Here is a 24,542-nt window from a genome sequence, read left to right as displayed (position 1 = left end):
CGCCGACACTGCCGATCTCGAAATCTTCCGACGCGGCCATGGCGGCGGAGAAGCCGAAATCTCGATAGGGCGAGAAGCGGCCCCAATCCTTGTTGCCGCCATTGGGCAGGTCGAACAGGATTGCGGCGGGCACAATGGGAACGCGAAAACCGAGGATCTCGAATCCCTTGCCCATTTCACGCAGCGCAGCCTGCACGCCTGCCGCAGCATCGATGCCGAAAGCGGATCCACCTGAAAGCGTGATCGCATCGACGCCATCGACAAGATTGTGGGGTTCGAGAGCGTCGGTTTCACGTGTTCCAGGAGCTCCGCCAAGAATCTGAACGCCGGCCGTGGCGGGCGTTTCGCAAAGGAGCGCCGTCACGCCGGATTTCACGGACTGGTCAGTGTGATTGCCGACGGAAAGGCCCGCAACGTCGGTGATGAGATTGCGGGGACCGGAACGCCACGTCATTCAACCACCTGGAATGTCTGACCATCGAACCGGAACAGGCGATAGAAGCCTTGTGTCAGGTCGCCTTTGGTGTCGAAGGAGAAGGACCCGAGCGCCGTTTCGTACCTTCCCGACGAAAGCGCCTCGAAAATCGAACCCGCCTCCGTGCGGCTTGCTGCGATGGCAAGTTGGACGGCGGCAAAACCAGGCACCACATAGCCGTCCGGTATGATTTCGGCGTTGTCGAGAGCTTGTTTTGCTGCGTCCGACGCAATGTCGGCCCAACGTGGCAGGCCGATCATCAGCGTGCCTTCCGCCAACGGCGTGCTGCTCGTTTCCGCACGCAAAGCCTCGCCGCCGACGATCACCAGATCGTAGTCCATGCCTCTGGCGTCGCGCGCCAGAATGGCGATATCGCTGCGGTCGCCGCCCACGAAGACGTGCGAGGCACCGGCGCGGCGCAACCGGGCAGCAAGGCCGATCTGGTTGTCGAGTTGAGGCCGGAACGTGTCGATGAACACCGGTTTCAACTCCTGGAGTTCCGCAGCGGCGCGCAGATTTTCAGCCAGTTCGCGTCCATAGATCGTCCCATCGTCGACGATTGCGAAAAACTCTTCACGCCAGCGCGGCACGAGGATATCGGCGACCGCGTCGCGTTCCGCATCGGCGCGGGGCGCTGTGCGGAAAACGGGCCACCCCGTGCGCTCGCGCTGATCGGTTAGAGTGACCGTGCGAACACCCGGCGTTATGACGGGTATATTCGCTTCGGCGAAGAGCGGCAGGGCTGCTTCGATGGCATCCGTGCACAGAAAGCCGACCACAACGGAAACATTCTGCCCGATCAGATTGCGCGCTGCGGCTTCGCCGCCTTCGGCGCTGCATTGCGTGTCAGCCTCGACAAGGCGGGCACTGCCGGCATGAGCCGCCACGCGTGCGCCATCGCGCATCTGCGCCCCGAGCACGGCGACGCTATCACTCATGGGGGCAGCGAGGCCAATAATCGGTTCCTGTGCATGCGCCGCATGCTGGCTGAACGCCGCAAGACTGCATAGGATGAGAATGGCGAAGCAACGCATATCTGGAGTTCAATCACCCGTTTGACGATCACGCAGTAGCATGAGAATCAGCCCGCCTGCATCCGACCTTAGCCGCAAAGCTACGGAACTGGTAAATAACTGTGTCACAAAGCACTTCTGACAATGAGGTTATATCTGAGAGGTTTCGGTCTGGCGCAGTCCATTTTTCTTTTTTGGACTGTCGGGCATTCGCACGCCTTGGTAAGGCTCCGTGGCAATCCTATATCGCGGTTAAGAGTTGAAAAGAGTTGACTGTGCTGAAGACAAACGAGATCGAACCGCGCCACTATCGCGATGCCATGGCCCGCTTTGCCGGCGCCGTTCACGTCGTCACCACAGACGGACTTGCGGGCAGACGCGGCGTGACAGCCATCGCCGCGTGCTCGGTGTCAGACAATCCGCCTACTGTTCTGGTGTGTCTCAATCGCGAAAACCCGAACAATGACTGCTTCATGGAGAACGGCGTTTTTGCGCTCAATACCCTGACCGCGGACCATCAGGAACTGTCGAACGCATTCTCCGGCCTGACGGGGCTTTCGCCCGAAGAGCGCTTCGCCCAGGCCGAATGGGAGACCATCGCCACGGGCGCGCCAACCTTGCCGGACGCCCTGGCCGTTTTCGACTGCCACGTGGTGCAGACCGTGGAATTGGGTACGCATCGGGTCTATTTCGGCCGCGTGGCTGGCCTGAGCATCGGCGACAAAACCAATCCACTCCTCTACCATGAGCGCGGCTACCGGGTATTGTAGACGCCGAATCCTGGAACTCTTCCGTAGACATTGGAGGAAGGATGTCCCAACCGAGCACGCGCGACCTGCCGCAATCCATCGACGATACGCTCACGCTTCTGACGGAAGGTGGCTATGTGGCCGACCGGGCGCTGGCGACCGTACTTTTCTTGAGCCTGACAATGCAGAGACCGCTGTTTCTGGAAGGCGAGGCGGGCGTCGGTAAGACCGAGATCGCCAAGGTGCTGGCGGCGGGGCTCGGGCGCAGACTCATCCGGCTGCAGTGCTATGAGGGGCTCGACGTTTCATCCGCCGTCTATGAGTGGAACTACGCCGCGCAGATGATCGAGATCCGCATGGCGGAAGCAGCGGGCATTCACGATCGTTCGGAGATGGAGAGCGGAGTTTTCTCCGAAAAACACCTGATCCGCCGCCCGGTTCTGGAAGCGCTGGAAAGCGGTATTGACGGGCCGCCGATCTTCCTGATCGATGAGCTCGACCGGGCGGACGAGGCCTTCGAGGCGTATCTTCTGGAAGTGCTCTCGGACTATCAGGTGAGCGTGCCGGAACTGGGAACGATCAAGGCGGACGAACCGCCCATCGTGGTAATTACCACCAACCGGACCCGCGAAATCCACGATGCACTGAAGCGGCGTTGCCTGTATCACTGGGTCGATTATCCGGATGCGCAGCGCGAGCTGGAGATACTGGCCCGCAAGGTGCCGAACGCAAATGCCACGCTGGCGAGACAGGTGGTGACATTCGTGCAGAAACTGCGCGAACTCGATCTCTTCAAGGCGCCGGGTGTGGCCGAAACCATCGACTGGGCGACGGCGCTGACAGCGCTCGGCAAGGACAGCCTCGACGCCGATGCCGTGTCGGACACGATGGGCGTTTTGCTAAAATATCAGGATGATATTGCGCGACTGGAAAGCGGCGAGGGCGAACGTGTTCTCGAAATCGTCAAGGCCGGCTGAGATGGCCACCGGTCCAGGCGCGGATAAAACAACGGTAGAACGCGAGGAAGGCTCTCGGCTGGCCGATAGAATTGTCGGTTTTGCCCGTATGCTCCGGCGCGCCGGGCTGCGCGTTGGGCCGGCTGCCGTGATGGATGCCATCCAGTCGGTGGTGACGGTCGGTATCGAGCGGCGCGACGATTTCTACTGGACGCTCCATTGCACAATGATTTCCAGGCGTGAGGATCATGCGCTGTTCGATGCTGCGTTCAGGCTTTACTGGGCGCGGCGAGACGAGCGCGAAGAAGCGGGAAACGAAGACGAGGGCGAAGAGGCGGAGGCGCTGCGCGAGAAGAAGCGCGCCGGCGACCGCCGCGCCGAGGATGCGCTGGACGAGGAACGCCGCGCGATCATCAAGAAGCGGCCCGAGTTCGAACTGGACGCCCGGCTCTCCTTCACGGCAATGGAGGTGTTGCGCGGCAAGGACTTTGCGCAAATGTCGGCGGAGGAGGTGGCCGATGCGCGCCACGCGATGCGCGATCTGGTTCTGCCGTTCGACCGGGTGGCGACGCGTCGTTTCAGGACGGACCCTCACGGTGCGCGGATCGACCCACATGCAATGCTGAGGGCGAGCTTGCGCACCGGTGGCGACCTAATCCTGCCCAAGTTCCGTTCGCCGCGCGAGATCGCACCGCCGCTGGTGGCGCTGGTCGATATTTCGGGCTCGATGAGCCAGTATTCGCGCGTTTTCCTACATTTTCTGCATGCGCTGACGGAAAAGCGCCGACGTGTTCACAGCTTCACCTTCGGCACGCGATTGACCAACATCACGCGTCCACTCAGCCGGCGCGATCCCGACGAGGCGCTGGAAGAGGCTTCGCAGGCCGTGCGAGACTGGTCAGGCGGTACACGTATCGGCACGGCCCTGGGCGATTTCAACCGACTCTGGTCACGCCGGGTTCTGGGGCAGGGCGCAATCGTACTCTTGATCACCGACGGGCTGGAGCGCGATCATATCGAGATCCTCTCGCGCGAGATGGAGCGTGTTTCGAAATCGTGCCGACGGTTGATCTGGCTGAACCCGTTGCTCGGCTACGAAGGGTTCGAGCCGAAGGCGCGCGGCATGCAGGCGATGCTGCCGCATGTGGACGAGTTGCGCCCGGTTCACAATCTGGATGCGCTCGGCGATCTCGTCGCCGCGCTGGCGGCGCCGGCGCGCGGCGGGGGCTTGGCACGGCATTTCCAGCGTGCCCATATGAAAGGCGGGAGAAACGCCAATGTCTGAGCAGAATCAAACAAGTGAGATGCGCGATCCGCTGATGATCGCCGAGGACTGGATGCAGGCCGGCCGCGATGTGGCGATTGCCACGGTCGTGGAGACCTGGGGTTCTGCGCCGCGCCCGGTGGGCAGCCATCTGGTGATCGACGCCGATGGAAATTTCGAGGGCTCGGTTTCGGGCGGCTGCGTGGAGGGCGCAGTGGTGGCGGAAGCCGCCGATGTGCTGGCCGAAGGCGAGCCGCGCATGCTGGAGTTCGGGGTTGCCGACGAGACGGCCTGGGAAGTGGGGCTTTCCTGCGGCGGGCGCATCAAGGTTTATGTCGAGAGGCTCGGCTAGTGGACCCGCATTCCCTGAAGAAGCTGAACGCGTTGCGGCGCGAACGCAGGGCCGCAATCCTGCTGACCGATCTGGAAGACGGGCGCGACCGGGTGATTGGCGAGGGCGACCCAGTGGCCGGTGCGCTGGGCGAGGCGGTGTCGCGTGGCTTCCGGTCCGGTAAATCCGGTGTGGTGGAGGCAGAGGGGAGGAATTTTTTCCTCAACGTGCATCTGCCGGCACCGCGTCTTGTGGTGATCGGGGCGGTGCATATCAGTCAGGCGCTGGCACCGATGGCGAAGATCGCCGGTTTCGATCTGACAATTATCGACCCGCGCACGGCCTTTGCCACGCCGGAGCGCTTTCCAGGCGTGCCACTTCACGCCGAATGGCCCGACGAGGCTTTGGCACACCAGCCGCTGGACGCCTATACCGCGGTTACGGCGCTGACCCATGACCCGAAGATCGACGATCCGGCACTGTGTGCAGCTCTCGAGGCGAAGTGCTTTTACATCGGGGCGCTGGGCAGCCGTAAGACCCACGCCAAGCGGATAAACCGGTTGACGGAGGCGGGGTTGGCCCTTGCCGCACTTGAACGGATCGATGCACCCATAGGGCTCGATATTGGCGCTGCAACGCCAGCGGAGATCGCCGTGGCTGTGCTGGGCGCGGTAATAAAGGCGCTGCGGACACGCGGCCTTGGCGACAGGAGTGCGGTGGCATGAAGTTCGGGCCGCTTTCGATTGACGAGGCGGAAGGGGCTGTGCTGGCGCATGCGACGATGGCCGGCAAGACGCGGTTGCGCAAAGCGCACCGACTATCCGCCGAAGATCTCGCGCTGTTGAGGACGCAAGGCGTTTCGAGCGTGATCGCGGCACGTTTGGAACCGGGCGATCTGGATGAGGACGAAGCCGCAAAGCGGCTTGCCGCGCGGCTTGTCGTGAACGGAATTACGGCGCACGCGCCTTCGACCGGCCGGGTCAATCTCTACGCGCAAATGGCCGGGCTCTTCACGGCCGACAAAGCTTCGGTCGACCGGCTCAATGCGGTCGACCCCGCCATCACACTCGCGACACTTCCAGACTTCAGCGCCGTTGGCGAAGGGCAAATGGTGGCGACGGTGAAAATCATCCCGTTCGCGGTTTCCTCTTCGCGGCTCGATGAGGCCGCAGCGGCCGCACGCGCTCAAGTGTTGACGCTGAGGCCGTTCAAAGCGCTGCGGGTCGGCATCGTGCAGACGGCGCTGCCGAGCCTGAAAAGCAGCGTTCTCGACAAGACGGCGCGGATTACGGCCGAGCGGTTACAGCGTTCGGGAAGTCGCGTCACGCGTGAGTTGCGGCCGGCGCACGAGGCGGGCGCGGTCGCCCGCGCCATTGCAGCGCTGAAGGAGGAGAGCGATTTGCTGCTCATCTTCGGCGCATCGGCGGTGTGCGATGCCGACGATGTCATCCCCGCGGCCATCCGCAAGGCGGGTGGAACGGTGGAGCGGGTCGGCATGCCGGTCGATCCGGGGAATCTTCTTGTGCTTGGTGCGATCGAAGGCAAACCGGTCATCGGCGCGCCAGGATGTGCGCGCAGCCCCAAGACAAACGGGTTCGACTGGGTGCTCGATCGGCTGATGGCCGGCCTCGACCTTTCATCCGCAGACATTGCCGGCATGGGCGTCGGTGGGCTTCTGGCCGAAATTCCGACGCGGCCGCAGCCGCGCGAAGGAAGGATAGCCGAGCGCAGGCCGTCGGTCTGGGGGGTGCTCCTGGCGGCGGGTCAGTCGCGGCGCATGGGCGAACACAACAAGCTCATGGCATCGTTCGACGGCGTGCCGCTGGTGCGGCGCACGGGAGCGGCGCTGGCGCAAAGTCGTGTCGACGGGGCCGTCGCCGTCGTCGGGCATGAGGCGGAGCGCGTGCGGGGCGCGCTGGAGGGGCTTGGCATGGTAATGGCGGTCAATGACGCCTATGCGGAGGGGCTGTCGACCTCGCTGAAAGCCGGCATTGCGGCGCTGCCGGACGAGGCGATGGGCGCGCTGGTGATGCTGGCCGATATGCCGGAGATCCGCAGCGAAGATCTCGATCGGCTTGTCGAGGCCTTCGTGAAGGCGGGCGGCAATGCCGTGGTGCGGGCCACGCATAACGGCAAGCGCGGCAATCCTGTGATCCTGCCGCGTGCGCTGTTCGCCGAAGTGGCGCGGCTCGAGGGCGACACCGGAGCGCGGCATGTGGTGGAGCAGGAACTTGTCGGCGTTGTCGATGTGGAGACCGGCGCGGCGGCGCATCTCGACGTGGATACGCCGGAAGCGCTCGAAAAGGCGGGCGGCGCGCTGTCAAGATGAGTGTGTTTTCCTTTATAAGATACGGTATTCGTTTGGTTTTCTCAGGGTTTCTGTTTGTCTCCCTCGGCATGGGCGCACAAGCGCTGGAACTTGCTTCGCATAAGGACCGGATGTTCGCCTATCCGGCGGTTTTGTCATCCAGCGACGATGGTGCCCACCGCGTTGTCGACTATCGGGAGATGCGCGACATCAACGGTCGTGACGCGGTGCCGGAACGCCGGGTGAACGGGCGCTATGTCTCGACCGGCGTGCGGCGGGCACAGAAAGATCTGGCGCTTGAGACGAAAATTGGAACGGTGCGCCATTTCGCGGTCGGCAAGACCGAGGGCGCGCGCGCAATCGTGCTCTATCTGCATGGACAGGGCGGAAACCGGCGACAGGGTGTGGACGATTTCACCTTCGGCGGCAATTTCAACCGCATCAAGAATCTGATGGTGAAGAGCGGCGGGCTCTATTTGTCGCCGGACTTTTCCGATTTCGACGCGCGCGGCACACAGGAAATGGCGGCATTGATCGCGCATTATGCAAAACGTTCGCCTGGAGCGCGCGTGTTTGTAGCGTGCGGCTCGATGGGTGGAGCTCTGTGCTGGCGGCTGGCGCAGGACGAGGCAATCATCCACCGATTGGGCGGCCTTCTGCTGCTCGGCTCGATGTGGCACGACGCGTTTTTGCAAAGCCCAGCCTTTGCAGCGCGTGTGCCCGTCTTCTTCGGCCATGGCAGCGAGGACCGGGTTTTCCCCGTCGAGCGCCAGGAAGGGTTTTTCAGGAAAATTCTTTCTTCTGCAAAAGGTTATCCGGCGCGCTTCGTGCGTTTCGAGAGCGGAACGCATGGCACGCCGATCCGTATGGCCGACTGGCGCGAGACGCTGAACTGGATGCTCGCGCAGCCATGAGACTTTGTCCTACGCCTATGGACCTGTGTGGTAATCGAGAATCGTGATCGGGTTTTGCTCTCCGTCGTAGGACGCATCGACATCGTAGCGTACGAGTGTGAACGTGCCCTCGCGGAATATCCAGGTGCCCGCGGAAAAGGCATCACCGACGCCGCGCCATTTTGCGTGACTGGTCAGCGTGAGCGTGTCGGGGTCGTAAGTCGAGTTCACCAGCGTGTCCTCGGCGGTGTAGCCGACGGTGCGGATGTCCTCGACCTCACCGTCGGAATTTCCATCCACATACTGAACGCTGGTTTCGGGTGTGGGGTATTGTACGGGCGAAACCGCGCCTTCCTCATTGGCCAGAATGTAGGCATGGATCTCGTTGTAGGCACCGCGATCGCAATAAAAGCGGAAGAGCCGCGCTTCGTGCTTTGGCGTGTCGAGACTTTCGTGGGAATAATTGAAGGGGATTGTGTAGCTCTCCACGGGGGTGACGTCGTCCGGCGGGGGTGGGCAGACGTCGCCGTATACCGAAGCGAACAGCGATTTGGCGTCGGCCAGAACCGTGTCGGTTTGCACCGCCGCGCCGTCGCCGCAACTGGCAGGCAGAACCTCATTCAATTCGCCGCTTGCCGGCTTCATCGAGGCGTTTTCGATATGCAGCGGGTTGTACGGGGTTCCCTGGATCTGCGGGTTGGCCAGGCGCAATGTGTAGCAGCCGGCAAAAGTTTGCTCGCCGCCGTCGTTGGCTGTGGCGCGGATGGCGACGGGAAGCGCGTAGACAACGCTGCCGGCCGCCCCCTCGGACGTCGCCGTCCCGGTGACGAGCGCGACATGGTCGGTGTCGGCATAGCCTTGCTGATAGGACTCGAGGCTTTCTGCCGGAGGGGTCGCGAAATAATCGTAGGCGCGCGCATATTCGTTGCGGTTGATCGCGTTGTAGAGCGATTGCAACATGGTTTCAGGCGACGAGCGATCATCCATATAGACATCCTGCTGTGCCAGGACGGGCGTCTGCAGAACAGCAAGGATTGCGGCGGTCGTGAAAACGGGTTTCATTGGGGCCTCCTCGGCTCGGGGCGGGATTTGGATAGCGGGCTCATCTTCGATTCGAGAAGATAATACCGTCCGAAGATTGCCCAGATTGTGTTCGTGGCAAATGGCAGTCGCGTGCATTTCGCGATTGCTTCAAATAGAATGTCTCCGAGAGGAAGTTTCTTAACTGCGTCCGGCTAAGCCTGCGTTGTAAAGTTCGGATAAACAGGGTTCCCGCATCGCGCCGGGAAGAATGCAATGGCCAGCGGAGGGCGTCGCGATTTCGCGACATTGCTTGACGAACTGATCAGCGAAGAGGCGGAGCGGGCCGGTCACATACCCGTAAGCCTCAATTCGCTCGACTATCTCTCGGTGGCAGAAGAGCTGCATTCGGGCCGGATCAATTTTGCCGACAGGCGTGCGCAGGCCGAATATGGCGAGCATCAGGAGGCTGAAGTGGTCAATCCGGCGGGCACCGGGGGGAGCGCTGAGCCGGAGCCGGTCGCCGAAGAAGCGCGGGAAACTCCACCGTCGACCGATCCTGAGGAAATCGCCCGCGAACTTGGGCTGGGAAGAGCGGTCGCGCCCAAGCTGCTCGACCGGCTACGCCGCGAATTCGCTTTCCGCAATCATCCCGACCGGGTGCCCGCGCATTTGCGGGCCAACGCGATGATGCGCATGCAAGTGGCCAACATGCTGATAGACGAAGCCAAGCGCGGCAGACTCAAACCGCATCGCGCTGCCGGAGCCAGGGCATGAGCCGGTTTCGCCGCATCCAGCGCACGTAAAGCAGCACCGAGACGATAGCAAGGCCGCTGACCAATCCGATCCAGATACCGGGACCGCCCATGCCCAGAACGAAGGCGAGGATCACGCTCGACGTCATGCCGAGCCCCCAGTAACCGAGTAGCGAATAGATCATGGGCACTTTGGTGTCGTGCAGACCGCGCAACATGCCCGCGGCGACCGCCTGCGCGCCGTCGAATATCTGGAACAGGCCGGCGAAAGCCAGGAATGTCACCGCAAGGCCGATCACTTCCGCATTTTCAGGCAGGTCCAGATCGACAAATGCACCGATGAGCGGTCTGGGGATCGTCACCATGAGCAGCGCCATCAGCGCCATGAAGCCGACGCCCATGACGAAGGCGGTCCAGCCGGCGCGGGTGATACCGTCGAGATTCTGCGCGCCGAAGGCTCGGCCGACCCGTACGGTTGCCGCCTGACTGAGTCCCATGGGCACCATGAAGCTGATCGAGGCAATCTGGATGGCTATGGCATGGGCGGCGAGTGCGGGCGCGCTGATGAGCCCCATCAGAAGCGCGGCGGCGTTGAAGATCGTGACCTCGAAGGTCATGGAACCGGCAATCGGCAAGCCGAGACGGATCAACTCGAAGAAGCGCGGCCAGTCAGAGCGCCAAAAGCGACCAAAGAGCTGGTATCTGCGGAACTGGCGTTCGATGGAGACGACGAGCACGAGGCCGAGAAACATCAGCGTGCTGGACAGGGTCGTGGCGATGCCCGAGCCGGGAACGCCCAACGCCGGAAAGCCGAGATTGCCGAACATGAGGCACCAGTTGGCCAGCACGTTGAAAGCCACCATGATGAACATAATGGTAAGCGCCCAGCCTGGTCGCTCCAACGCGGAAATGAACGAGCGCAGGACGATGTAACCGAAGAAGGGTAGCGCCGCCCACTGCAAAGCACGAACATAGCTGCCGGCGATACCGGCCAGGTTCGGCTCTTGTCCCATCCATAAGAGAATGCGCTCCGAATACCACAGAAGGAGCCAGATAGGGATGGAAACGGCGATGGAAAGCCACAGGCCCTGGCGTACGGTGCGGCGCACATCGCGCACCGAATGGAGCTTGCGACCGAGTGCGCTTGCCATCATGGGGGAGGTGGCAAGCAGCAGACCGAGACCGAATATGAGCGGCGCGAAATAGAGATTGTAGCCGAGCGTTCCGGCAGCCAGAGCATCCGGTCCCAGACGTCCCATCATCATGACGTCGGTGGTGGTCATGGCGATCTGCGCCAGATTGGTGAGCACCATCGGCCAGGCGAGCGCCAGCATTGCCCGCATTTCAGCGGTCCACGGATTGACCGGCGCGCGGGCGCCGGAAGCAAGAACCGTCATGTCGTTTACCCCTTGCGGCAGACGGAACTCTCGACGCCTGCCCGAATCAATCGCGGAAGGAGGATGCCTTCGGCGAAACATCGCTTTTTAACGCGCCCGGCCAGACAGACAAGGCGGTTTCGTTTGGTCCAGCGTTTGCCTAGCCGCGCATTCGTCGCGAACGGCGCGCGCCCGTGCCCGCTCCACTTTGCGCGGCGGATTTGTTCCGCAACGGGCCGACGCGGGCCACGATGTCTGCAATGGCCGGGCGGCTTTGCTGTTTCCTGTGACCGTCGAGGGCAGCGCGCATGGCCGCCAAATGTTCGAAGGAGGTGCCGCAGCAGCCGCCGATGATCCTGGCGCCGCCATCGACGGCGAGCCGCACATATTCGCTCATCAGTTCCGGCGTGCCGGAATAGTGGACCTCCGTGCCGCGAAACTCCGGAATGCCGCAATTGCCCTTCACCACGACCGTGGCTTGCGGATTCGCTTCCGTCATGTCCAGAAGGGCGGCCAGAATGTCGGGCGCGCCGACGCCACAATTGGCGCCGACGGCCACCGGCGCCTGGGCGAGATCGCCGACAACGCCGTGAATATCCTTCGGGGCAAGCCCCATCATGGTGCGGCCGGCGGTGTCGAACGAGCCGGTATAGGTATATGGCAGACCGACACGGATCGCCGCCTCGGCAGCAGCGCGAATTTCGTCTGGCGCGGACATGGTCTCGATCCAGGCCACTTCCGCGCCGCCTGCCTTCAGCCCCTCCATCTGTTCGGCAAAGGCCTCGACCGCTTCGTCATAGGTCAGTGCGCCCAGTGGAACCAGGAGTTCGCCCGTGGGACCGACGGAGCCCGCGACGATCACCCGGCGGCCGGCCTTTGCCGCAATTCGGCAGGCGATCTTGGCGGCCTTGCTGTTGAGCTCGAAAACGCGGTCCTGTGCGTTGTGCAGTTTAAGACGATGGCGTGTGCCGCCGAAGGAATTGGTGAGGATGATGTCGGCACCGGCATCGACGAATCCCTGATGCAGCGCCTCGATCTTTTCGGGCGCATCCTCGTTCCAAAGCTCAGGTGCTTCACCCGATTCCAACCCCATTGCAAAGAGATTCGTACCGGTCGCACCGTCGGCAAGAAGGATGCCCTTTTCAGCGATGAGCGCGTCGATCGGGTTTTGCATAGCCGGAGCTTGCGGGGCCGGAGCTCGCGGGGCCGGAGCTTGCGGGGCCGGATTTTGCATGGGATAGCCTTCCATTCGGGCGAGGCGGGTTCGAATGGCGAGGATATAAAGAAATCTTTATATCCGTCAATCCGACGATTTCAGCCGAGCCGCAGACTTTTGACAAAATCGGCGGCCTCGTGGGCGTTGACCTCGGCATCGCGGATGAGGCCATCGAAATGGCGGGTAAGGCGCTGGACGGAACCGGTGGCGCTCATGACCAGATACATTCCGCCCATATAAAGCGCTGCGCGATAGAGGCCGAAGATCGTGTAGGGCGCGGAATAGCGTTTGCGCCCGTCGAACAGGAAGAGCCGGAACGTCGGATAGAGATCGTCAAGCAAGCGCGCCATGTGGATGATCTGTTCCGCTCTGACCTGCTCGGGCAGGGTGCGCCACACGCCTTCACCCTTGGCAAAGAGTTCGAGCGTCTGGCGTGGCATGCAGACTTCCATGTCGGTTTCCGGGCGGCGATTGTAGTCGACGCGGTATTGAGCCTCGCTGATCTGAGTCGCCCGGCGCTGCGGCATGGCTTCGGACTCGTAGAGAATGACCGTTTCCGTGCGCAACAGATCCGGGATGCCCGAGGGGACGTAGCGAATCTTCGTGCCGACCGCCTCAGCGTGCCACTTGGCAAGAAGCGTGTCGTTGAAGCCGCCTTGCGCCTCGGCGATTTCAAGGCTTTCGCGCAAATCTCCGGTGATCCCCTCATCCTGGCTGAGGCCGAGCAGCCAGTCCAGAGACACCTTGTGCTCGGCCGCGATGTTTATGAGCGTTTCGGCGCGTGGCAGGCGGGTGGAAGCCCCGGATAAGAGCTGCGACAGGGCAGAACGGTCGATGCCCACCGCGCTTGCGAAGGCCGACTGGTTGAGGCTGGAGCGCTGCAGCAGGATTTTCGGACGCTCGCGAAATGTGCCGGAGAGATCGCGCTTGTCGATGATGGTCTTTTCCATTCTGCGTTCGATGTCGAATTGATGACTTTTGTAAACAAATGATATGATAGGTGCGCGTTGTCAACGAATTGTACGCTTTCTCGCATTGCGCGCACCGGTTGCTCCTGACAGTTTCATGTCAGGAATCGAACGCGCTGCTGCCACTGCAGACCAAGGCTTTGCAGACCGGCTTGGGTGCAGCGCAGAACCGGAAATGTGATGGATACGAGAACCAGACGCCGAGGCAAGCGCCGTGCGGCGATGGAATGGCCGACATTTGTTCTGATCGTCGCCTGTTATGGAGCGTGGACGACCGCAGGTTATGTGTTGTGGCCGCACTGGCCGATAGCGGCCATGGCGATCCTGACACTGACAATCGCCTTACAAAGCTCGCTGATGCATGAATGCCTGCACGGCCATCCGACACGCTGGGCCTGGGTCAACGAGGCGCTCGTGTTCGTGCCGGTGGGGTTGGTCTATCCCTATCGCCGTTTCAAGGCACTGCACCTGCGCCATCACGCAGACGAGCGGCTGACCGATCCGTTCGAGGACCCGGAAAGCTATTACAAGGCGTTGTGGCTCTACAGAAAGTTGCCCGGATGGGCACAGCGCATTCTGGAAGTCAACAATACGATGATCGGCCGCTTCGTTCTGGGACCGGCGATCATGAATATCGGCTTCTTCGCGACCGAGGCGAAGCTGATCCGCGAAGACGCGCGCGGTGTGCGCAGGGCATGGCTCCTTCATGCGGCGGGACTGGCGTTCGTGCTGCCGGTCATCGCCTACGGGTTCGGCATGCCGCTCTGGCTCTATTTTCTTGTACCGGCCTGGCTCGGCCAGTCGCTGATCTCCGTACGCACCTTTGCCGAACACCGGTGGTCGGAGCGGCCGGACGGCCGGACGATCATCGTCGAGCGCTCGCCATTGGCCCTGCTGTTCTTGAACAACAATCTGCACCTCGTTCATCACAAATTGCCGGCTGCGCCCTGGTATCGGCTGCCGGCGCTCTATCGGGCGCGTCGGGCGGAATGGCTCGCGATGAACGACGGTTACAGCTATTCGAGCTATTGGGCGTTGGTGAAGGCGTTCGCCTTTCGCGCCAAGGAGCCGGTGCCGCACCCGGTGCTGCGGCGCGAGCCCGAGGCGCCGCGCGCATTTCGTCCGCGCGCCCATGGCCGGTCGATCGGCGGGGCACGGACGGTGCCCGTGCCGGCCACCCCTCCGAAAGAATAGCGCGCTTGCGTTGCAGGTGTCCGGCATCCGATAAAAGCGCATGAGCGAATTGATTGCCGCCTTGCCCATGTATGACTGGCCGGAGTGCCGGCATGAGATCGACGCGCAATGGCGGCATTTGCGCGATGCGTTGCGCAAGCAGGGCGTGAATGCGCCTGAGGCGCTGACACGCGGCGGCGATCTGCAGGCGCTATGGCGAAGCCCGAATCTGCTTCTGGCGCAAACCTGCTGGGGGCCGATGGAAGCAGGATTGAGCGATTATGTGCAGGTGGTCGGCCAGCCGGACTATTCGGCGTTCGAAGGCGGGGCGGGCACGCATTATTCCAGCGCCATCGTGATGCGCGCCGACATGGCGCAGAAGGCCGTGGCTGCGCCTGGAGATGGGACGGCGCGGCTGCCACTCGATCTGATGCGCGACGAGCGCCTTGCCTTCAATGAAGCGCTCTCGCGATCAGGCTTTCTGGCCTTGATTCAGGATATCAAGGATATCGCTGAAGACACTGATTTATTTTCAGAAAAAATTGAAACCGGGGGGCATCGAATGTCGCTTCAGGCTGTGCGGGATGGACTTGCTGATTTGTGCGCCATCGATTGCCGAAGCTGGGCGATGGCGCAGCGTTTCGAGCCGGATGTAAAGCGCTTGTGTGTCGTCGGATGGACGGCGCGGCGGCTCGGACTTCCCTATATTACAAGCTTTAGAACCGATGCGCGGACACTTGCCGCATTGCGGGCCTTGCTCGATACGGCACATGGCGGTGCGCGCCTTCATCACGGTATGACAGGCACGCCATGACGCTGTTGGGCAGAGTGCGGGCGCACGGGTTCGCCACGACACATGGGCCAATTTCCGACATGGCCCGCCCGGCTATCCGCGCATACGCTCCCCTGTGGGGTCGAAGAGCGGTTCGAGATTGATGCGCGCCGGGTGACGACGGCCGAGGATTTCGATTTCGAAAAGACCGGCGCGCTCATTTTCCGAAAGGGCGGTGGGCACATAACCCTGCGCCATCGATTTCTCGACATGGTGCGCGTAACCGCCGGACGTTACCCAGCCGACGACACGCCAGTCGCCGTCGACGATACCCTTGTGGGCGTTGGCCGAACCGTTGACGATCGCACCGGTGGCGTCGAAACGCGGTGCGCCATAGCCGTGGGGCTGCTCGACGGTTCCGTAATCCGTTTCGCCGACCTTTGCCCAAATGGGTTCGTCGCCCATGACGTCGGCGTCCTCGGCCTCGACCACGAACGAAACGCGGCGCAGGCGCGGACCTTCTTGCGCCTCCCGTGCGGCGGCCTCCCGACCCATGAAATCGTTCTTCTCCAGTTTGACGAAACGCTCCATCGCCGCCTCGAACGGTCCGTAGATGGGGCGCAGTTCGCGAAACCAGGTGGGGAAGTTTTTCTCGAGCCGCATGGACAGGAGCGCACGCATGCCGAAATCGACAATGCCGAAATCGGCGCCGGCTTCCTTCAGCCCGTCATAGACCCGCCGCTCATAGGCCGGTGGCATCCATATCTCATAGCCCAGATCGCCCGTATAAGTGAGGCGGTTGACCATGCAAGGCGCGCCGGCGACGGCCATTTCGCGAAAATCCATGAAGCGAAAGGCGTCTTTCGAAACGTCTGTGTCCACCAGCCTCTGCAAAACGGCGCGGGATTGCGGACCGGCAATCGAAAGGCCGACAAGGGACTGGTCAAAACGGTGAATGCGCACCGAGCCGTCGCCAGGAAGATGCTTTTCGAACCAGCGCATATGGTAGATCTGGGCGGCTGACGAGCCCCAGACCATAAAGCGGTCGACACCGTCTTTCGGGCCGCGATTGGCGATGGTGAAGTCGCCGATCAGTTTGCCGAACGCGTTGAGCATCGGGGAAAGCACGATGCGGCCAGGTTTCGGCATGCGATTGGTCATGAGACAATCGAGAAAGGCCTCCGCGCCCGTACCGGATATCTCGTATTTGGCGAAGTTGGCGATCTCCGTGACCCCGATATTTTCGCGCACGGCGCGAACTTCAGCACCCACCGGATTGAAATCGTTGGATCGGTGAAAAGAAACGATATCGTTCGGCGCAGTGCCGTCGGGCGCGAACCAGAGCGGGGTTTCAAGCCCCCATGAGTCGCCCATCACGGCGTTGTTGTCGCGGATCATCACGTCGTAAAGCGGGGTGGTTTGTGCAGGACGGGCCGCGGGCAGCTCTTCGTTGGGGAAGCGGATCGAGAAACGGCGCGAATAGTTTTCACGCACCTTCGCGTTGGTATAGCGCAGGCTTGCCCATTCGCCGAAACGGGCCACATCCATGCCCCACACGTCGAAACCCGGATCGCCGTGGACCATCCAGTTGGACAGTGCGAGCCCAACGCCGCCGCCCTGGCTGAAACCCGCCATAACGGCGCAGGCGACCCAATAATTGGTGAGCCCCCGAACGGGGCCGACGAGCGGGTTGCCGTCGGGCGCGAAGGTAAAGGGCCCATTGATGATCTGCTTGATGCCGGCATTCTCGATGGCCGGGAAATGGCGAAAGCCGACCTCCAGCGAAGGGGCAATGCGGTCGATGTCCGGTTCGAGAAGTTCGTGACCGAAATCCCATGGGGTCTCGCGCGGCGACCAGGGTTTGGCCGCTTTTTCATAGGTGCCGAGAAGAATGCCGTTGCGCTCCTGTCGCGTGTAGATCTCGCCCTTGAAATCGATAACGCCAATCATCTCGCGGCCGGTTTCGCGATTGAAGGCCTCGACCTCCGGCATGGGTTCGGTGAGGAGATACATGTGTTCCATTGCCAGAAGCGGCAGTTCGAGGCCGACCATGCGCCCCACCTCACGTGCCCAAAGGCCACCGCAATTCACCACATGTTCGGTTTCGACCGTGCCCTTTTCTGTGACGATTTTCCAATTTCCATCAGAGGTTTGCGCCAATTCCATGACTCTGTTTCTGAGGACGATCTCCGCACCCAACTTGCGCGCGGCCTTCGCATAGGCATGGGTGGTCCCCGACGGATCGAGGTGGCCTTCGACCGGATCCCACATGGCGCCGACGAAATGGCTCTCGTCCATCAGAGGGAACATGGTTTTCGCTTCCGATGGCGTGATGAGCTCGGTTTCCATGCCGAGATAACGCCCTTTGGCGTGGGCGAGACGGAGGAAATCCATGCGTTCGGGACTGTCGGCCAGCATAACGCCGCCGGTGAGATGCAGACCGCAGGACTGTTCGGAGAGTTCTTCGATCTCCTTGTAGAGCTGAACGGTGTAGGCCTGGAGCTTGGCGACGTTGGGATCGCCGTTTAGCGTGTGGAAGCCACCCGCCGCATGCCAGGACGAACCGGAGGTGAGCTCCGAACGCTCGATCAGCATCACGTCTTTCCAGCCGGCGCGGGCCAGATGATAAAGCACGGAGCAGCCGACCACACCGCCCCCGATGACCACTGCTTTTGCATGTGACTTCATGAGGTTCTACCTGTTTCGGGTTGCGTGTTTTTGTCGGAACCTTCTTTCCGGGAAGAAGGCTGCGGCCTCGCCGCCAGCGCTTGGTGGCTAAAAATCCGTCGGAGCGCCGCCTTCGCGGATGCGGCGGTCGACGAAAGCGTCGAGTTCCTCGCGGATCGCCTCGTCCATGGGCGGCGGTTGGTACATGGCAAGCCGTTCCTTCCACAGACGGTTGGCGTGATCGATGGCCGTGGGTGCACCGGCTTGCGCCCAGGTCTCGTAGTTTCGCCAATCGGAGATGATTGGCGCGTAAAACGCGGTCTTGTAGCGCGCCTGGGTGTGGGGCGAGCCGAAGAAATGGCCGCCGGGGCCAACTTCGCGGATCGCTTCCACGCCAAGCGCATCTTCGGAGAGATCGAGCGGCTGGAAAAGTTCGCCAACCATCTGCAGAAGGTCGATGTCGAGCATCATTTTTTCATAGGAACAGCAAAGCCCGCCTTCCAGCCAGCCGGCAGCATGTTTGACCATGTTTGCGCCACCCTGAACGACACCCCAGAGCGAGAACGCGCTTTCGTATGCGGCCTGCGCGTCCACGGTGTTGGCGGCACAGACATTCGAACTGCGATAGGGGATGCCGTAGCGCCGGGCGAGCTGGCCGCCGAGCAGTTGCGCCTTCATGTATTCGGGTGTTCCGAATGCAGGTGCGCCGGAGCGCATGTCGACATTGGACGTGAAGCCGCCATAGCCGACGGGTGCACCCTTCCGTACCATCTGCGTGAAGGCGATGGCTGCCAACGCCTCCGCGTTCTGTTCGACAACGGCGCCGGCGATGGTGACGGGTGCCATTGCGCCGGCCAGCGTGAACGGGGTGACGATGACCGCCTGGCCGTGCCGGCTCATCTGGATGATGCCTTCCATCATCGGAATGTCGAGCCTGAGCGGCGAGTTGGTGTTGATGATGGTGAAGCAAGAAACCTCGCTGGCGAACTGCTCGTGGCTCACACCGCGCGCAATGCGCGCGATCTCGATGCCGTCGAGATTGCGTTCCTTGCCAAGCGAATAGATATGGAACGCCTTGTCGGTGAGGGTAACGATGTCGCGCAGGCATTCCAAATGGCGGGTGGACGGGTGGATGTCGATGGGTTCGACCGGATAGCCGCCCTGACACTGCACAATGTTGTGCATCTGCGAGAGCTTTACGAAGTTGCGGAAATCCTCCCGGTTTCCCGATCGGCGGCCTTTGTCGATATCTGAGCAATTCGGGGCAGATGCCATCTCCGCCAGAATTACATTCTTTCCGCCCATACGCAGGTTGTGTTCGGGGTTGCGTGCGTGAACTTCGAACTCAGAGGGACAATGGGCGATGTATTCGAGGATCAGCGCAGGATCGAAATGAACGCGCTGCGTGTCGGTGCGAACGTCCGCACCGTGCTCCTTCATAAGAGCACGTGCTTCGTCGTGCAGCACTTCGACACCAATCTCGCTCAACACCTTGAGCGATGCCTGATGGATCGCTTCGAGTTGATCCTCCGAAACGATGCGGGTGGGTTCGAACGGATTGACGAGGCGGCGAAAGGGCGGTTGTTCGAAACCGGTGGCGCTTCCGCGTTTGGCGGCGCGACCGCCGCGCCGGGAGCGGGGCGGACGGGGATCAGCGGTTGCGAGGTCGTGCGTCATGGACATCCTTCGTGACTGCTGCGCTGGCGTTCATGATGAGGCCAAAAACACTGTCTGAAGGCCGGTCTGGCGACCCCTAGAGCCAGAGATGCGACATATACCGGTGTCTAAAGCGGCACACGCAGTGTGCTGACCCTGAGCACAGAAGTGCCCTTGGCGTTGGCAAAATCCTGCACGTCGCAGAACGCGATCTTGCGGCCGTTTTCGAGATCAAGGCGACCGTTCGCCGCTCCCGTGCGGCCGTGGGAGATGGCGTGATCGACCGTGAGTGCGCGAACGCGGGTCTGCGCGGACGCGGCGATGATCGCGTCGCGACCTTCAAAGGTCCGTTCGCCGGCAATCTCCCAGACGGCATTCTCTACAAGCAATTTCGACAATGTCTCGGCGTCGCCCGCGGCAAGCGCAACGCTCACATCCTGCACGAGCTGGTTCTTGGGAGAATTGCCGCAATCCTTGCTGCCTGTGATGTCCATTTTGCGCTCCTATGTCTTTCTATCCTCAGCACCTGGAAGACGATCGCGCAAGCAGTGTGCCGACACGCTTGAAGAGGGGCGGGGGCCCTGGGTAAGATAACGCACGATGGAGAAGCACTTCATGAACAGAGGCATGCGCCAGCCCGCGACCAAGCCGTCACCGCGCACCCGGCACACGGAGCTTTTGCGGTTGTGTGCGCGCATAGGATACTCGCCACCGAGCTTCGTTTGACCCGATTCCGTTCTTGTCGGATCAATTCAAACGAAGAGACCAAATCTATGACATATCAGAATTTTTCACTGAAACAGCTTCAGGCGATGGACGCTGCGCACCATTTGCATCCATTCACCGATCACAAGGATTTGCGAGCCGCCGGTTCGCGCATTATCACGCGCGCCGACGGGCCTTTCGTTTACGACACGGAAGGCAACGAGATCCTCGATGGCATGGCGGGTCTTTGGTGCGTGAATGTCGGCTACGGTCGCAACGAGCTGGCCGAGGTGGCCTACGAGCAGATGAGGGAACTGCCTTACTACAATTCATTCTTCCGCTGCTCGACGCCGACGCCGGTGCTCCTGTCGCAAAAGCTTGCTGAAATCGCCCCAGGCACCGTCAATCAGGTCTTTTACGGGTCGTCGGGCTCGGAGGCCAACGATACAGCGCTGCGTCTGGTGCGCCACTATTGGGCGCTCGAAGGCAGACCGGAAAAGAACCGCATCATCTCGCGCAACTGGGCCTATCACGGTTCGACCGTCGCGGCGACATCGCTGGGCGGCATGGGAGCAATGCACGGTCAGCTCTATGGGGCCGTGCCCAATATCGACCATGTGATGCCACCCTATGCGTTCGAGCTGCGCGCGACGGGCGAGAGCGATCACGATTTCGGCGTGCGCGCGGCGAAAGCGGTGGAAGACGCCATTGTGCAGGCGGGCCCCGACAATGTCGCCGCGTTTATCGGCGAACCGGTAATGGGTGCTGGCGGGGTAAAGATTCCGCCGGAAAGCTACTGGCCGGAAATCGACCGCATATGCAAAAAATACGATGTGCTCCTGATGCTCGACGAGGTGATTACCGGTTACGGGCGCACCGGCGAATGGTTCGCGGCCGAACGGCTCGGTCTTGAGCCCGACACGATCACCACCGCCAAGGCGCTGACCTCCGGCTATCAGCCGCTTTCTGCCCTGCTCGTGGGGGAGCGCGTCGCTTCGACCCTGGTACAGAAGGGCGGCGAATTCTATCACGGCTATACTTATTCGGGGCATCCGGTGGCGTGTGCGGTGGCGCTGAAGAACCTCGAAATCATCGAACGCGAGGGATTGGTGGAACGGGTGCGCACTGACACCGGGCCCTATTTGGCCGAGGCGCTGCAGACACGGATCGGCGAACATGGTCTTGTCGGCGAAGTGCGGGCCTTCGGTCTCATGGCGGCCATCGAGATCGTGGCAGACAGGCAAACGCGACAACGCTTTCCAGGCGAGGGCGCTGCTGCCTCATGCGTTCGCGATCATGCGATCGACGGTGGCATGATGATGCGGGCCGTGGGGGACACGATGATTCTTTCGCCGCCGCTCATCTGGACGCGCAAGACAATCGATATCGCATGCGAGCGCATTGGCGCGGCGCTCGACAGAGCCGAAAAAGACCTGCGAAAAGTCTGAGTGTGCAAAAATAAAAGCCGCGTCTCTTCGGGCGGGAAGGGACGCGGCTTTTTTGTTACGCGAATACTTATCTTCGCACATACGCTACGCTGCGAAGATTTCCCAAACCGGTACGCGAGACCTGATCCGGCGTCGGGGAGGCTTCAAAACCGCCTCGACGTCCTTTCTAGCCGCTCATGGTTACCGGGAGGTTAGCGCGAAGTATAAAAACGCATTTTTTTGCCGGCGTTCTATTTTTTTCAGGTTTCCTTGCCGCGCAGGAAGTTGATGATACCGGAGAAATCGGTGTCTTCATGCCCCATGGCGTTGAAGAGTGCATAGAGTTGTGTCGCCTCTGCACCGAGCGGGGTCGCGGCGCCCGCGCCTTGCGCGGCTTCCTGCGCGAGGCGCAGATCCTTCAGCATCAGGCCGGCTGCAAAACCGGGTTTGTAATCCCGGTTTGCCGGCGATGCGGGTACCGGACCCGGCACCGGACAATAGGTCGTCAGCGACCAGCACTGGCCCGAGGACGTGGACGCCACGTCGAACAAGGCCTGATGTGAAAGACCAAGCTTTTCGGCCAGTACGAAGGCTTCGCCGACGCCGATCATGGAAATGCCGAGGATCATGTTGTTGCAGATCTTGGCGGCCTGGCCCGCCCCCCCGTTACCACAATGGACGACGCGGCCGGCCATCGGCTCCAGTATCGGGTTTGCCTTGGCAAAGGCATCCGCGGAACCACCGGCCATGAAGGTGAGGGTGCCGGCTTCCGCGCCGCCGACACCACCGGAAACGGGCGCATCGATGGAGAAAAGGTCGTGTTCGGCGGCGATGGCATGGGCCTTCCTGGCCGTTTCCACATCGATGGTGGAGCAATCGATGAAGAGGGCGTTACTGGCAGCCTTCGGGGCGATGTCGGCATAAACGGATAGCACATGCTTGCCCGCCGGCAGCATGGTAATAACGATCTCGGCGTCCTTAACCGCCGCGTCCGCATTTGCCATGACGGTGACGCCGTTGCTGGCGGCAGTCTCCAGGTTTTCCGTGATCAGGTCGAAGCCCTGAACGCTGTGCCCGGCCTTGACCAGATTGGCAGCCATGGGATTGCCCATATTGCCGAGACCGATGAATGCGATGGTTGCCATGTGGGTTCCTCCAGGAATGCGGCTGGGCGTCGTCTTTCGGCGGTCAGGTTCTGCCGACCAGATGCCTGGCGACGATCAGACGCATGATCTCGTTGGTGCCTTCGAGAATTTGATGGACGCGCAGATCGCGCACCAGTTTTTCGACGCCGTATTCATGCAGATAGCCATAGCCGCCGTGAAGCTGAAGCGCGTCATTGGCGATATCGAAGCAGGTGTCAGTGACGAAACGCTTGGCCATGGCCGACCATTTGGAGGCGTCAGGTGATTTCGCATCCAGCTTGGCAGCCGCGGTGTAGAGCATCATTCGCGACGCCTGCAGTCCGGTTTCCATATCGGCGAGCTTGAACTGCAGCGCCTGGAAGCGATTGATCGTCTGGCCGAAGGCCTCCCGCTCGGCCGTATAGGAAAGTGCTTTGTCGAGAGCCGATTGCGCGCCACCGAGCGAACAGGCGGCGATGTTGAGCCGACCACCGTCGAGGCCTGCCATGGCGATTCCGAAGCCGGCGCCTTCGTTCGAAAGACGATTCTCGGCCGGCACTTTGCAGTTCTCGAAAATCACCTGCCGGGTCGGCTGCATGTGCCAGCCCATTTTAAACTCGGCAGGACCGAAGGAGAGGCCGGGAGCATCGTTCGGGATAACCAGCGTTGAAACGCCCTTGGGGCCATCCTCTCCGGTCCGCACCATTGCCACGTAGATGTCATTCTCACCGGCGCCGGAAATGAACTGCTTGGTGCCGTTCAGCACGTAATCGCCACCCGATTTGACGGCTTTCGTCTTGAGGGCGGCGGCATCGGAGCCTGAACCGGGTTCGGTGAGACAGTAGCTCGCCAGCCACTCCATGGAGGTGAGTTTCGGCAGGAAGCGCCGACGCTGTTCCTCATCGCCGAACGTGTCGATCATCCAGCCGGCCATGTTGTGGATGGAGATGAAGGAGGAAAAGCCGGGGCAGGCGGCGGCAAGCGCCTCGAAAATCAGCACCGCGTCGAGCCGGCCGAGCGCGGAGCCGCCGACATCGTCGCGTACATAGATGCCGCCGAAGCCAAGCGGGCCGGTCTCACGCACCACATCGGCGGGGAAATGCTTGTCGCGGTCCCAAGCGAGTGCGTTGGGCGCGACACGGTCAGCGGCGAAGCTCTGCGTCATTTCCTGAATGGCGCGCTGGTCGGCGTTGAGCTCGAACTGCTCCGCAGCCTGCGAAACACTGGCGTCCATAACGTCCTCCCGAAATGGAATTCCTTCCCTGAAAGATCAGTTTAGTGCATTGAGAGAACCGCGCAATGCGAGGTGCGGCACAGGCGCTGTGCATCAAACGCGGACAGGATGAAAACGGGGAAAACCATGGCGCGCGCCATCATGCTGCAGGGCACGGGTTCGGATGTGGGCAAGTCGGTGCTCGTTGCCGGGCTTTGCCGGATGGCGAAGCGGCGGGGCCTCGACGTGCGCCCGTTCAAGCCGCAGAACATGTCGAACAATGCGGCGATCGCGGCGATGCCGGGCGACGGCACGGAGATGGGCGAGATCGGCCGGGCGCAATGGCTGCAGGCGCTGGCCTGCGGGGTGGCGCCGAGCGTGGACATGAATCCGGTGCTCATCAAGCCGGAAAGCGATATGGGCGCGCAACTGGTGGTGCAGGGGCGCTCACGCGGTTCGGCGCGGGCACGCGACTATCAGC

22 protein-coding genes and 1 pseudogene are annotated in these 24,542 nt (G+C 61.7%); 12 read left to right on the top strand and 11 right to left on the bottom strand.

The annotated features are described in order from the left end of the window. Together QZ638_RS11905 and QZ638_RS11900 are read right to left on the bottom strand one after the other, a co-directional pair. Positions 1-454: P1 family peptidase (locus QZ638_RS11905; protein ID WP_295810519.1), on the bottom strand; the 454-nt coding region annotated here is incomplete at its 3' end. Continuing rightward, entirely contained in the window at positions 451-1,509 is a 1,059-nt protein-coding gene (locus QZ638_RS11900) for a branched-chain amino acid ABC transporter substrate-binding protein (RefSeq protein ID WP_295810516.1), read from the bottom strand. The genes QZ638_RS11900 and QZ638_RS11905, both read right to left, overlap by 4 nt. A 254-nt stretch (positions 1,510-1,763) precedes the next feature. Between QZ638_RS11900 and QZ638_RS11895 the strand changes: the two genes are divergently transcribed. The 7 genes from QZ638_RS11895 (at position 1,764) to QZ638_RS11865 (ending at position 8,010) form a co-directional block, all read left to right on the top strand. Further along, positions 1,764-2,258 carry a flavin reductase gene (locus tag QZ638_RS11895; RefSeq protein WP_295810514.1) on the top strand — a complete coding sequence of 165 codons (495 nt, stop codon included), beginning with the start codon at positions 1,764-1,766 and terminating at the stop codon, positions 2,256-2,258. A gap of 41 nt (positions 2,259-2,299) precedes the next feature. Further along, positions 2,300-3,214, top strand: coding sequence for a MoxR family ATPase (locus tag QZ638_RS11890; protein WP_295810512.1), 915 nt, complete (start codon positions 2,300-2,302; stop codon positions 3,212-3,214). Position 3,215: 1 nt separating this feature from the next. Beyond that, positions 3,216-4,478 carry a VWA domain-containing protein gene (locus QZ638_RS11885; RefSeq protein ID WP_295810509.1) on the top strand — a complete coding sequence of 421 codons (1,263 nt, stop codon included), beginning with the start codon at positions 3,216-3,218 and terminating at the stop codon, positions 4,476-4,478. After that, positions 4,471-4,809: an XdhC family protein gene (locus QZ638_RS11880; protein WP_295810506.1), complete on the top strand. Its 339-nt coding sequence runs from the start codon at positions 4,471-4,473 to the stop codon at positions 4,807-4,809. The genes QZ638_RS11885 and QZ638_RS11880 overlap by 8 nt, the downstream gene beginning before the upstream one ends. Beyond that, complete coding sequence (locus QZ638_RS11875) at positions 4,809-5,513, top strand: XdhC family protein (RefSeq protein ID WP_295810503.1); 705 nt, start codon at positions 4,809-4,811, stop codon at positions 5,511-5,513. Before QZ638_RS11880 ends, QZ638_RS11875 begins: the two co-directional genes overlap by 1 nt. Further along, complete coding sequence (locus QZ638_RS11870) at positions 5,510-7,117, top strand: molybdopterin-binding/glycosyltransferase family 2 protein (RefSeq protein WP_295810500.1); 1,608 nt, start codon at positions 5,510-5,512, stop codon at positions 7,115-7,117. Before QZ638_RS11875 ends, QZ638_RS11870 begins: the two co-directional genes overlap by 4 nt. Before the next feature lie 68 nt (positions 7,118-7,185). Then, complete coding sequence (locus QZ638_RS11865; RefSeq protein ID WP_295810522.1) at positions 7,186-8,010, top strand: alpha/beta hydrolase; 825 nt, start codon at positions 7,186-7,188, stop codon at positions 8,008-8,010. A 15-nt stretch (positions 8,011-8,025) separates the two neighbouring features. On the opposite strand, the gene QZ638_RS11860 is transcribed toward QZ638_RS11865, so the two are convergent. Then, positions 8,026-9,051 (bottom strand): DUF1176 domain-containing protein, encoded by a 1,026-nt coding sequence (locus QZ638_RS11860; protein ID WP_295810498.1) that lies wholly within the window; start codon positions 9,049-9,051, stop codon positions 8,026-8,028. Between the two features lie 234 nt (positions 9,052-9,285). Here QZ638_RS11860 and QZ638_RS11855 point away from each other — a divergent pair, with 234 nt between their 5' ends. Next, the gene (locus QZ638_RS11855) at positions 9,286-9,786 is read left to right on the top strand and encodes a hypothetical protein (RefSeq protein ID WP_295810495.1); all 501 of its coding nucleotides are present in this window, start codon (positions 9,286-9,288) and stop codon (positions 9,784-9,786) included. Here the strand turns inward: QZ638_RS11855 and QZ638_RS11850 are convergent. From QZ638_RS11850 to QZ638_RS11840, 3 genes are all read right to left on the bottom strand, one after another. Continuing rightward, entirely contained in the window at positions 9,752-11,161 is a 1,410-nt protein-coding gene (locus QZ638_RS11850; protein ID WP_295810494.1) for an MATE family efflux transporter, read from the bottom strand. The genes QZ638_RS11855 and QZ638_RS11850 overlap by 35 nt on opposite strands. Positions 11,162-11,300: 139 nt before the next feature. After that, positions 11,301-12,314, bottom strand: a complete 1,014-nt coding sequence (gene bmt / locus QZ638_RS11845; RefSeq protein ID WP_295810491.1) for a betaine--homocysteine S-methyltransferase — start codon at positions 12,312-12,314, stop codon at positions 11,301-11,303. Between the two features lie 140 nt (positions 12,315-12,454). Further along, entirely contained in the window at positions 12,455-13,306 is an 852-nt protein-coding gene (locus QZ638_RS11840) for a helix-turn-helix transcriptional regulator (RefSeq protein ID WP_295810488.1), read from the bottom strand. A 198-nt stretch (positions 13,307-13,504) separates the two neighbouring features. Between QZ638_RS11840 and QZ638_RS11835 the strand changes: the two genes are divergently transcribed. Both QZ638_RS11835 and QZ638_RS11830 read left to right on the top strand, forming a co-directional pair. Further along, positions 13,505-14,518: a fatty acid desaturase gene (locus QZ638_RS11835; RefSeq protein ID WP_295810486.1), complete on the top strand. Its 1,014-nt coding sequence runs from the start codon at positions 13,505-13,507 to the stop codon at positions 14,516-14,518. Between the two features lie 40 nt (positions 14,519-14,558). Further along, on the top strand, positions 14,559-15,311 hold the full coding sequence (locus QZ638_RS11830; protein ID WP_295810485.1) for a PhnD/SsuA/transferrin family substrate-binding protein: 753 nt from the start codon (positions 14,559-14,561) through the stop codon (positions 15,309-15,311). A gap of 72 nt (positions 15,312-15,383) precedes the next feature. On the opposite strand, the gene QZ638_RS11825 is transcribed toward QZ638_RS11830, so the two are convergent. From QZ638_RS11825 to QZ638_RS11815, 3 genes are all read right to left on the bottom strand, one after another. Further along, positions 15,384-17,957, bottom strand: a complete 2,574-nt coding sequence (locus QZ638_RS11825) for an FAD-dependent oxidoreductase (protein WP_295810483.1) — start codon at positions 17,955-17,957, stop codon at positions 15,384-15,386. A gap of 87 nt (positions 17,958-18,044) precedes the next feature. Beyond that, positions 18,045-19,613: a trimethylamine methyltransferase family protein gene (locus tag QZ638_RS11820; protein ID WP_295810480.1), complete on the bottom strand. Its 1,569-nt coding sequence runs from the start codon at positions 19,611-19,613 to the stop codon at positions 18,045-18,047. Between the two features lie 107 nt (positions 19,614-19,720). Further along, the gene (locus tag QZ638_RS11815) at positions 19,721-20,086 is read right to left on the bottom strand and encodes a nuclear transport factor 2 family protein (RefSeq protein WP_295810476.1); all 366 of its coding nucleotides are present in this window, start codon (positions 20,084-20,086) and stop codon (positions 19,721-19,723) included. 279 nt (positions 20,087-20,365) lie between these two features. Between QZ638_RS11815 and QZ638_RS11810 the strand changes: the two genes are divergently transcribed. After that, entirely contained in the window at positions 20,366-21,745 is a 1,380-nt protein-coding gene (locus QZ638_RS11810) for an aspartate aminotransferase family protein (RefSeq protein WP_295810474.1), read from the top strand. A gap of 239 nt (positions 21,746-21,984) precedes the next feature. Here the strand turns inward: QZ638_RS11810 and mmsB are convergent, their stop codons facing one another. Both mmsB and QZ638_RS11800 read right to left on the bottom strand, forming a co-directional pair. Beyond that, positions 21,985-22,869 carry a 3-hydroxyisobutyrate dehydrogenase gene (mmsB, locus tag QZ638_RS11805; protein ID WP_295810471.1) on the bottom strand — a complete coding sequence of 295 codons (885 nt, stop codon included), beginning with the start codon at positions 22,867-22,869 and terminating at the stop codon, positions 21,985-21,987. Between the two features lie 43 nt (positions 22,870-22,912). Next, positions 22,913-24,082 (bottom strand): isobutyryl-CoA dehydrogenase, encoded by a 1,170-nt coding sequence (locus QZ638_RS11800; RefSeq protein WP_295810468.1) that lies wholly within the window; start codon positions 24,080-24,082, stop codon positions 22,913-22,915. A gap of 126 nt (positions 24,083-24,208) precedes the next feature. Here QZ638_RS11800 and QZ638_RS11795 point away from each other — a divergent pair. Continuing rightward, positions 24,209-24,542 (top strand): annotated as a pseudogene (locus tag QZ638_RS11795) (AAA family ATPase); the annotation flags it as partial.

The organism is uncultured Nitratireductor sp., assembly GCF_913053745.1.
Classification (GTDB): domain Bacteria; phylum Pseudomonadota; class Alphaproteobacteria; order Rhizobiales; family Rhizobiaceae; genus Nitratireductor.
This window is presented reverse-complemented; position numbering and strand designations above follow the sequence as displayed.

Bases quoted from the DNA above. Each gene is read 5' to 3' on its own strand.
- QZ638_RS11890 (WP_295810512.1), top strand. From the start codon at position 2,300: ATGTCCCAACCGAGCACGCGCGACCTGCCGCAATCCATCGACGATACG.
- QZ638_RS11870 (WP_295810500.1), top strand. From the start codon at position 5,510: ATGAAGTTCGGGCCGCTTTCGATTGACGAGGCGGAAGGGGCTGTGCTG.
- QZ638_RS11820 (WP_295810480.1), bottom strand. From the start codon at position 19,613: ATGACGCACGACCTCGCAACCGCTGATCCCCGTCCGCCCCGCTCCCGG.
- QZ638_RS11830 (WP_295810485.1), top strand. From the start codon at position 14,559: ATGAGCGAATTGATTGCCGCCTTGCCCATGTATGACTGGCCGGAGTGC.
- QZ638_RS11900 (WP_295810516.1), bottom strand. From the start codon at position 1,509: ATGCGTTGCTTCGCCATTCTCATCCTATGCAGTCTTGCGGCGTTCAGC.
- QZ638_RS11825 (WP_295810483.1), bottom strand. From the start codon at position 17,957: ATGAAGTCACATGCAAAAGCAGTGGTCATCGGGGGCGGTGTGGTCGGC.
- QZ638_RS11865 (WP_295810522.1), top strand. From the start codon at position 7,186: ATGGGCGCACAAGCGCTGGAACTTGCTTCGCATAAGGACCGGATGTTC.
- QZ638_RS11835 (WP_295810486.1), top strand. From the start codon at position 13,505: ATGGATACGAGAACCAGACGCCGAGGCAAGCGCCGTGCGGCGATGGAA.
- QZ638_RS11815 (WP_295810476.1), bottom strand. From the start codon at position 20,086: ATGGACATCACAGGCAGCAAGGATTGCGGCAATTCTCCCAAGAACCAG.
- QZ638_RS11840 (WP_295810488.1), bottom strand. From the start codon at position 13,306: ATGGAAAAGACCATCATCGACAAGCGCGATCTCTCCGGCACATTTCGC.
- QZ638_RS11855 (WP_295810495.1), top strand. From the start codon at position 9,286: ATGGCCAGCGGAGGGCGTCGCGATTTCGCGACATTGCTTGACGAACTG.
- mmsB (WP_295810471.1), bottom strand. From the start codon at position 22,869: ATGGCAACCATCGCATTCATCGGTCTCGGCAATATGGGCAATCCCATG.
- QZ638_RS11810 (WP_295810474.1), top strand. From the start codon at position 20,366: ATGACATATCAGAATTTTTCACTGAAACAGCTTCAGGCGATGGACGCT.
- QZ638_RS11850 (WP_295810494.1), bottom strand. From the start codon at position 11,161: ATGACGGTTCTTGCTTCCGGCGCCCGCGCGCCGGTCAATCCGTGGACC.
- bmt (WP_295810491.1), bottom strand. From the start codon at position 12,314: ATGCAAAACCCGATCGACGCGCTCATCGCTGAAAAGGGCATCCTTCTT.
- QZ638_RS11860 (WP_295810498.1), bottom strand. From the start codon at position 9,051: ATGAAACCCGTTTTCACGACCGCCGCAATCCTTGCTGTTCTGCAGACG.
- QZ638_RS11880 (WP_295810506.1), top strand. From the start codon at position 4,471: ATGTCTGAGCAGAATCAAACAAGTGAGATGCGCGATCCGCTGATGATC.
- QZ638_RS11885 (WP_295810509.1), top strand. From the start codon at position 3,216: ATGGCCACCGGTCCAGGCGCGGATAAAACAACGGTAGAACGCGAGGAA.
- QZ638_RS11800 (WP_295810468.1), bottom strand. From the start codon at position 24,082: ATGGACGCCAGTGTTTCGCAGGCTGCGGAGCAGTTCGAGCTCAACGCC.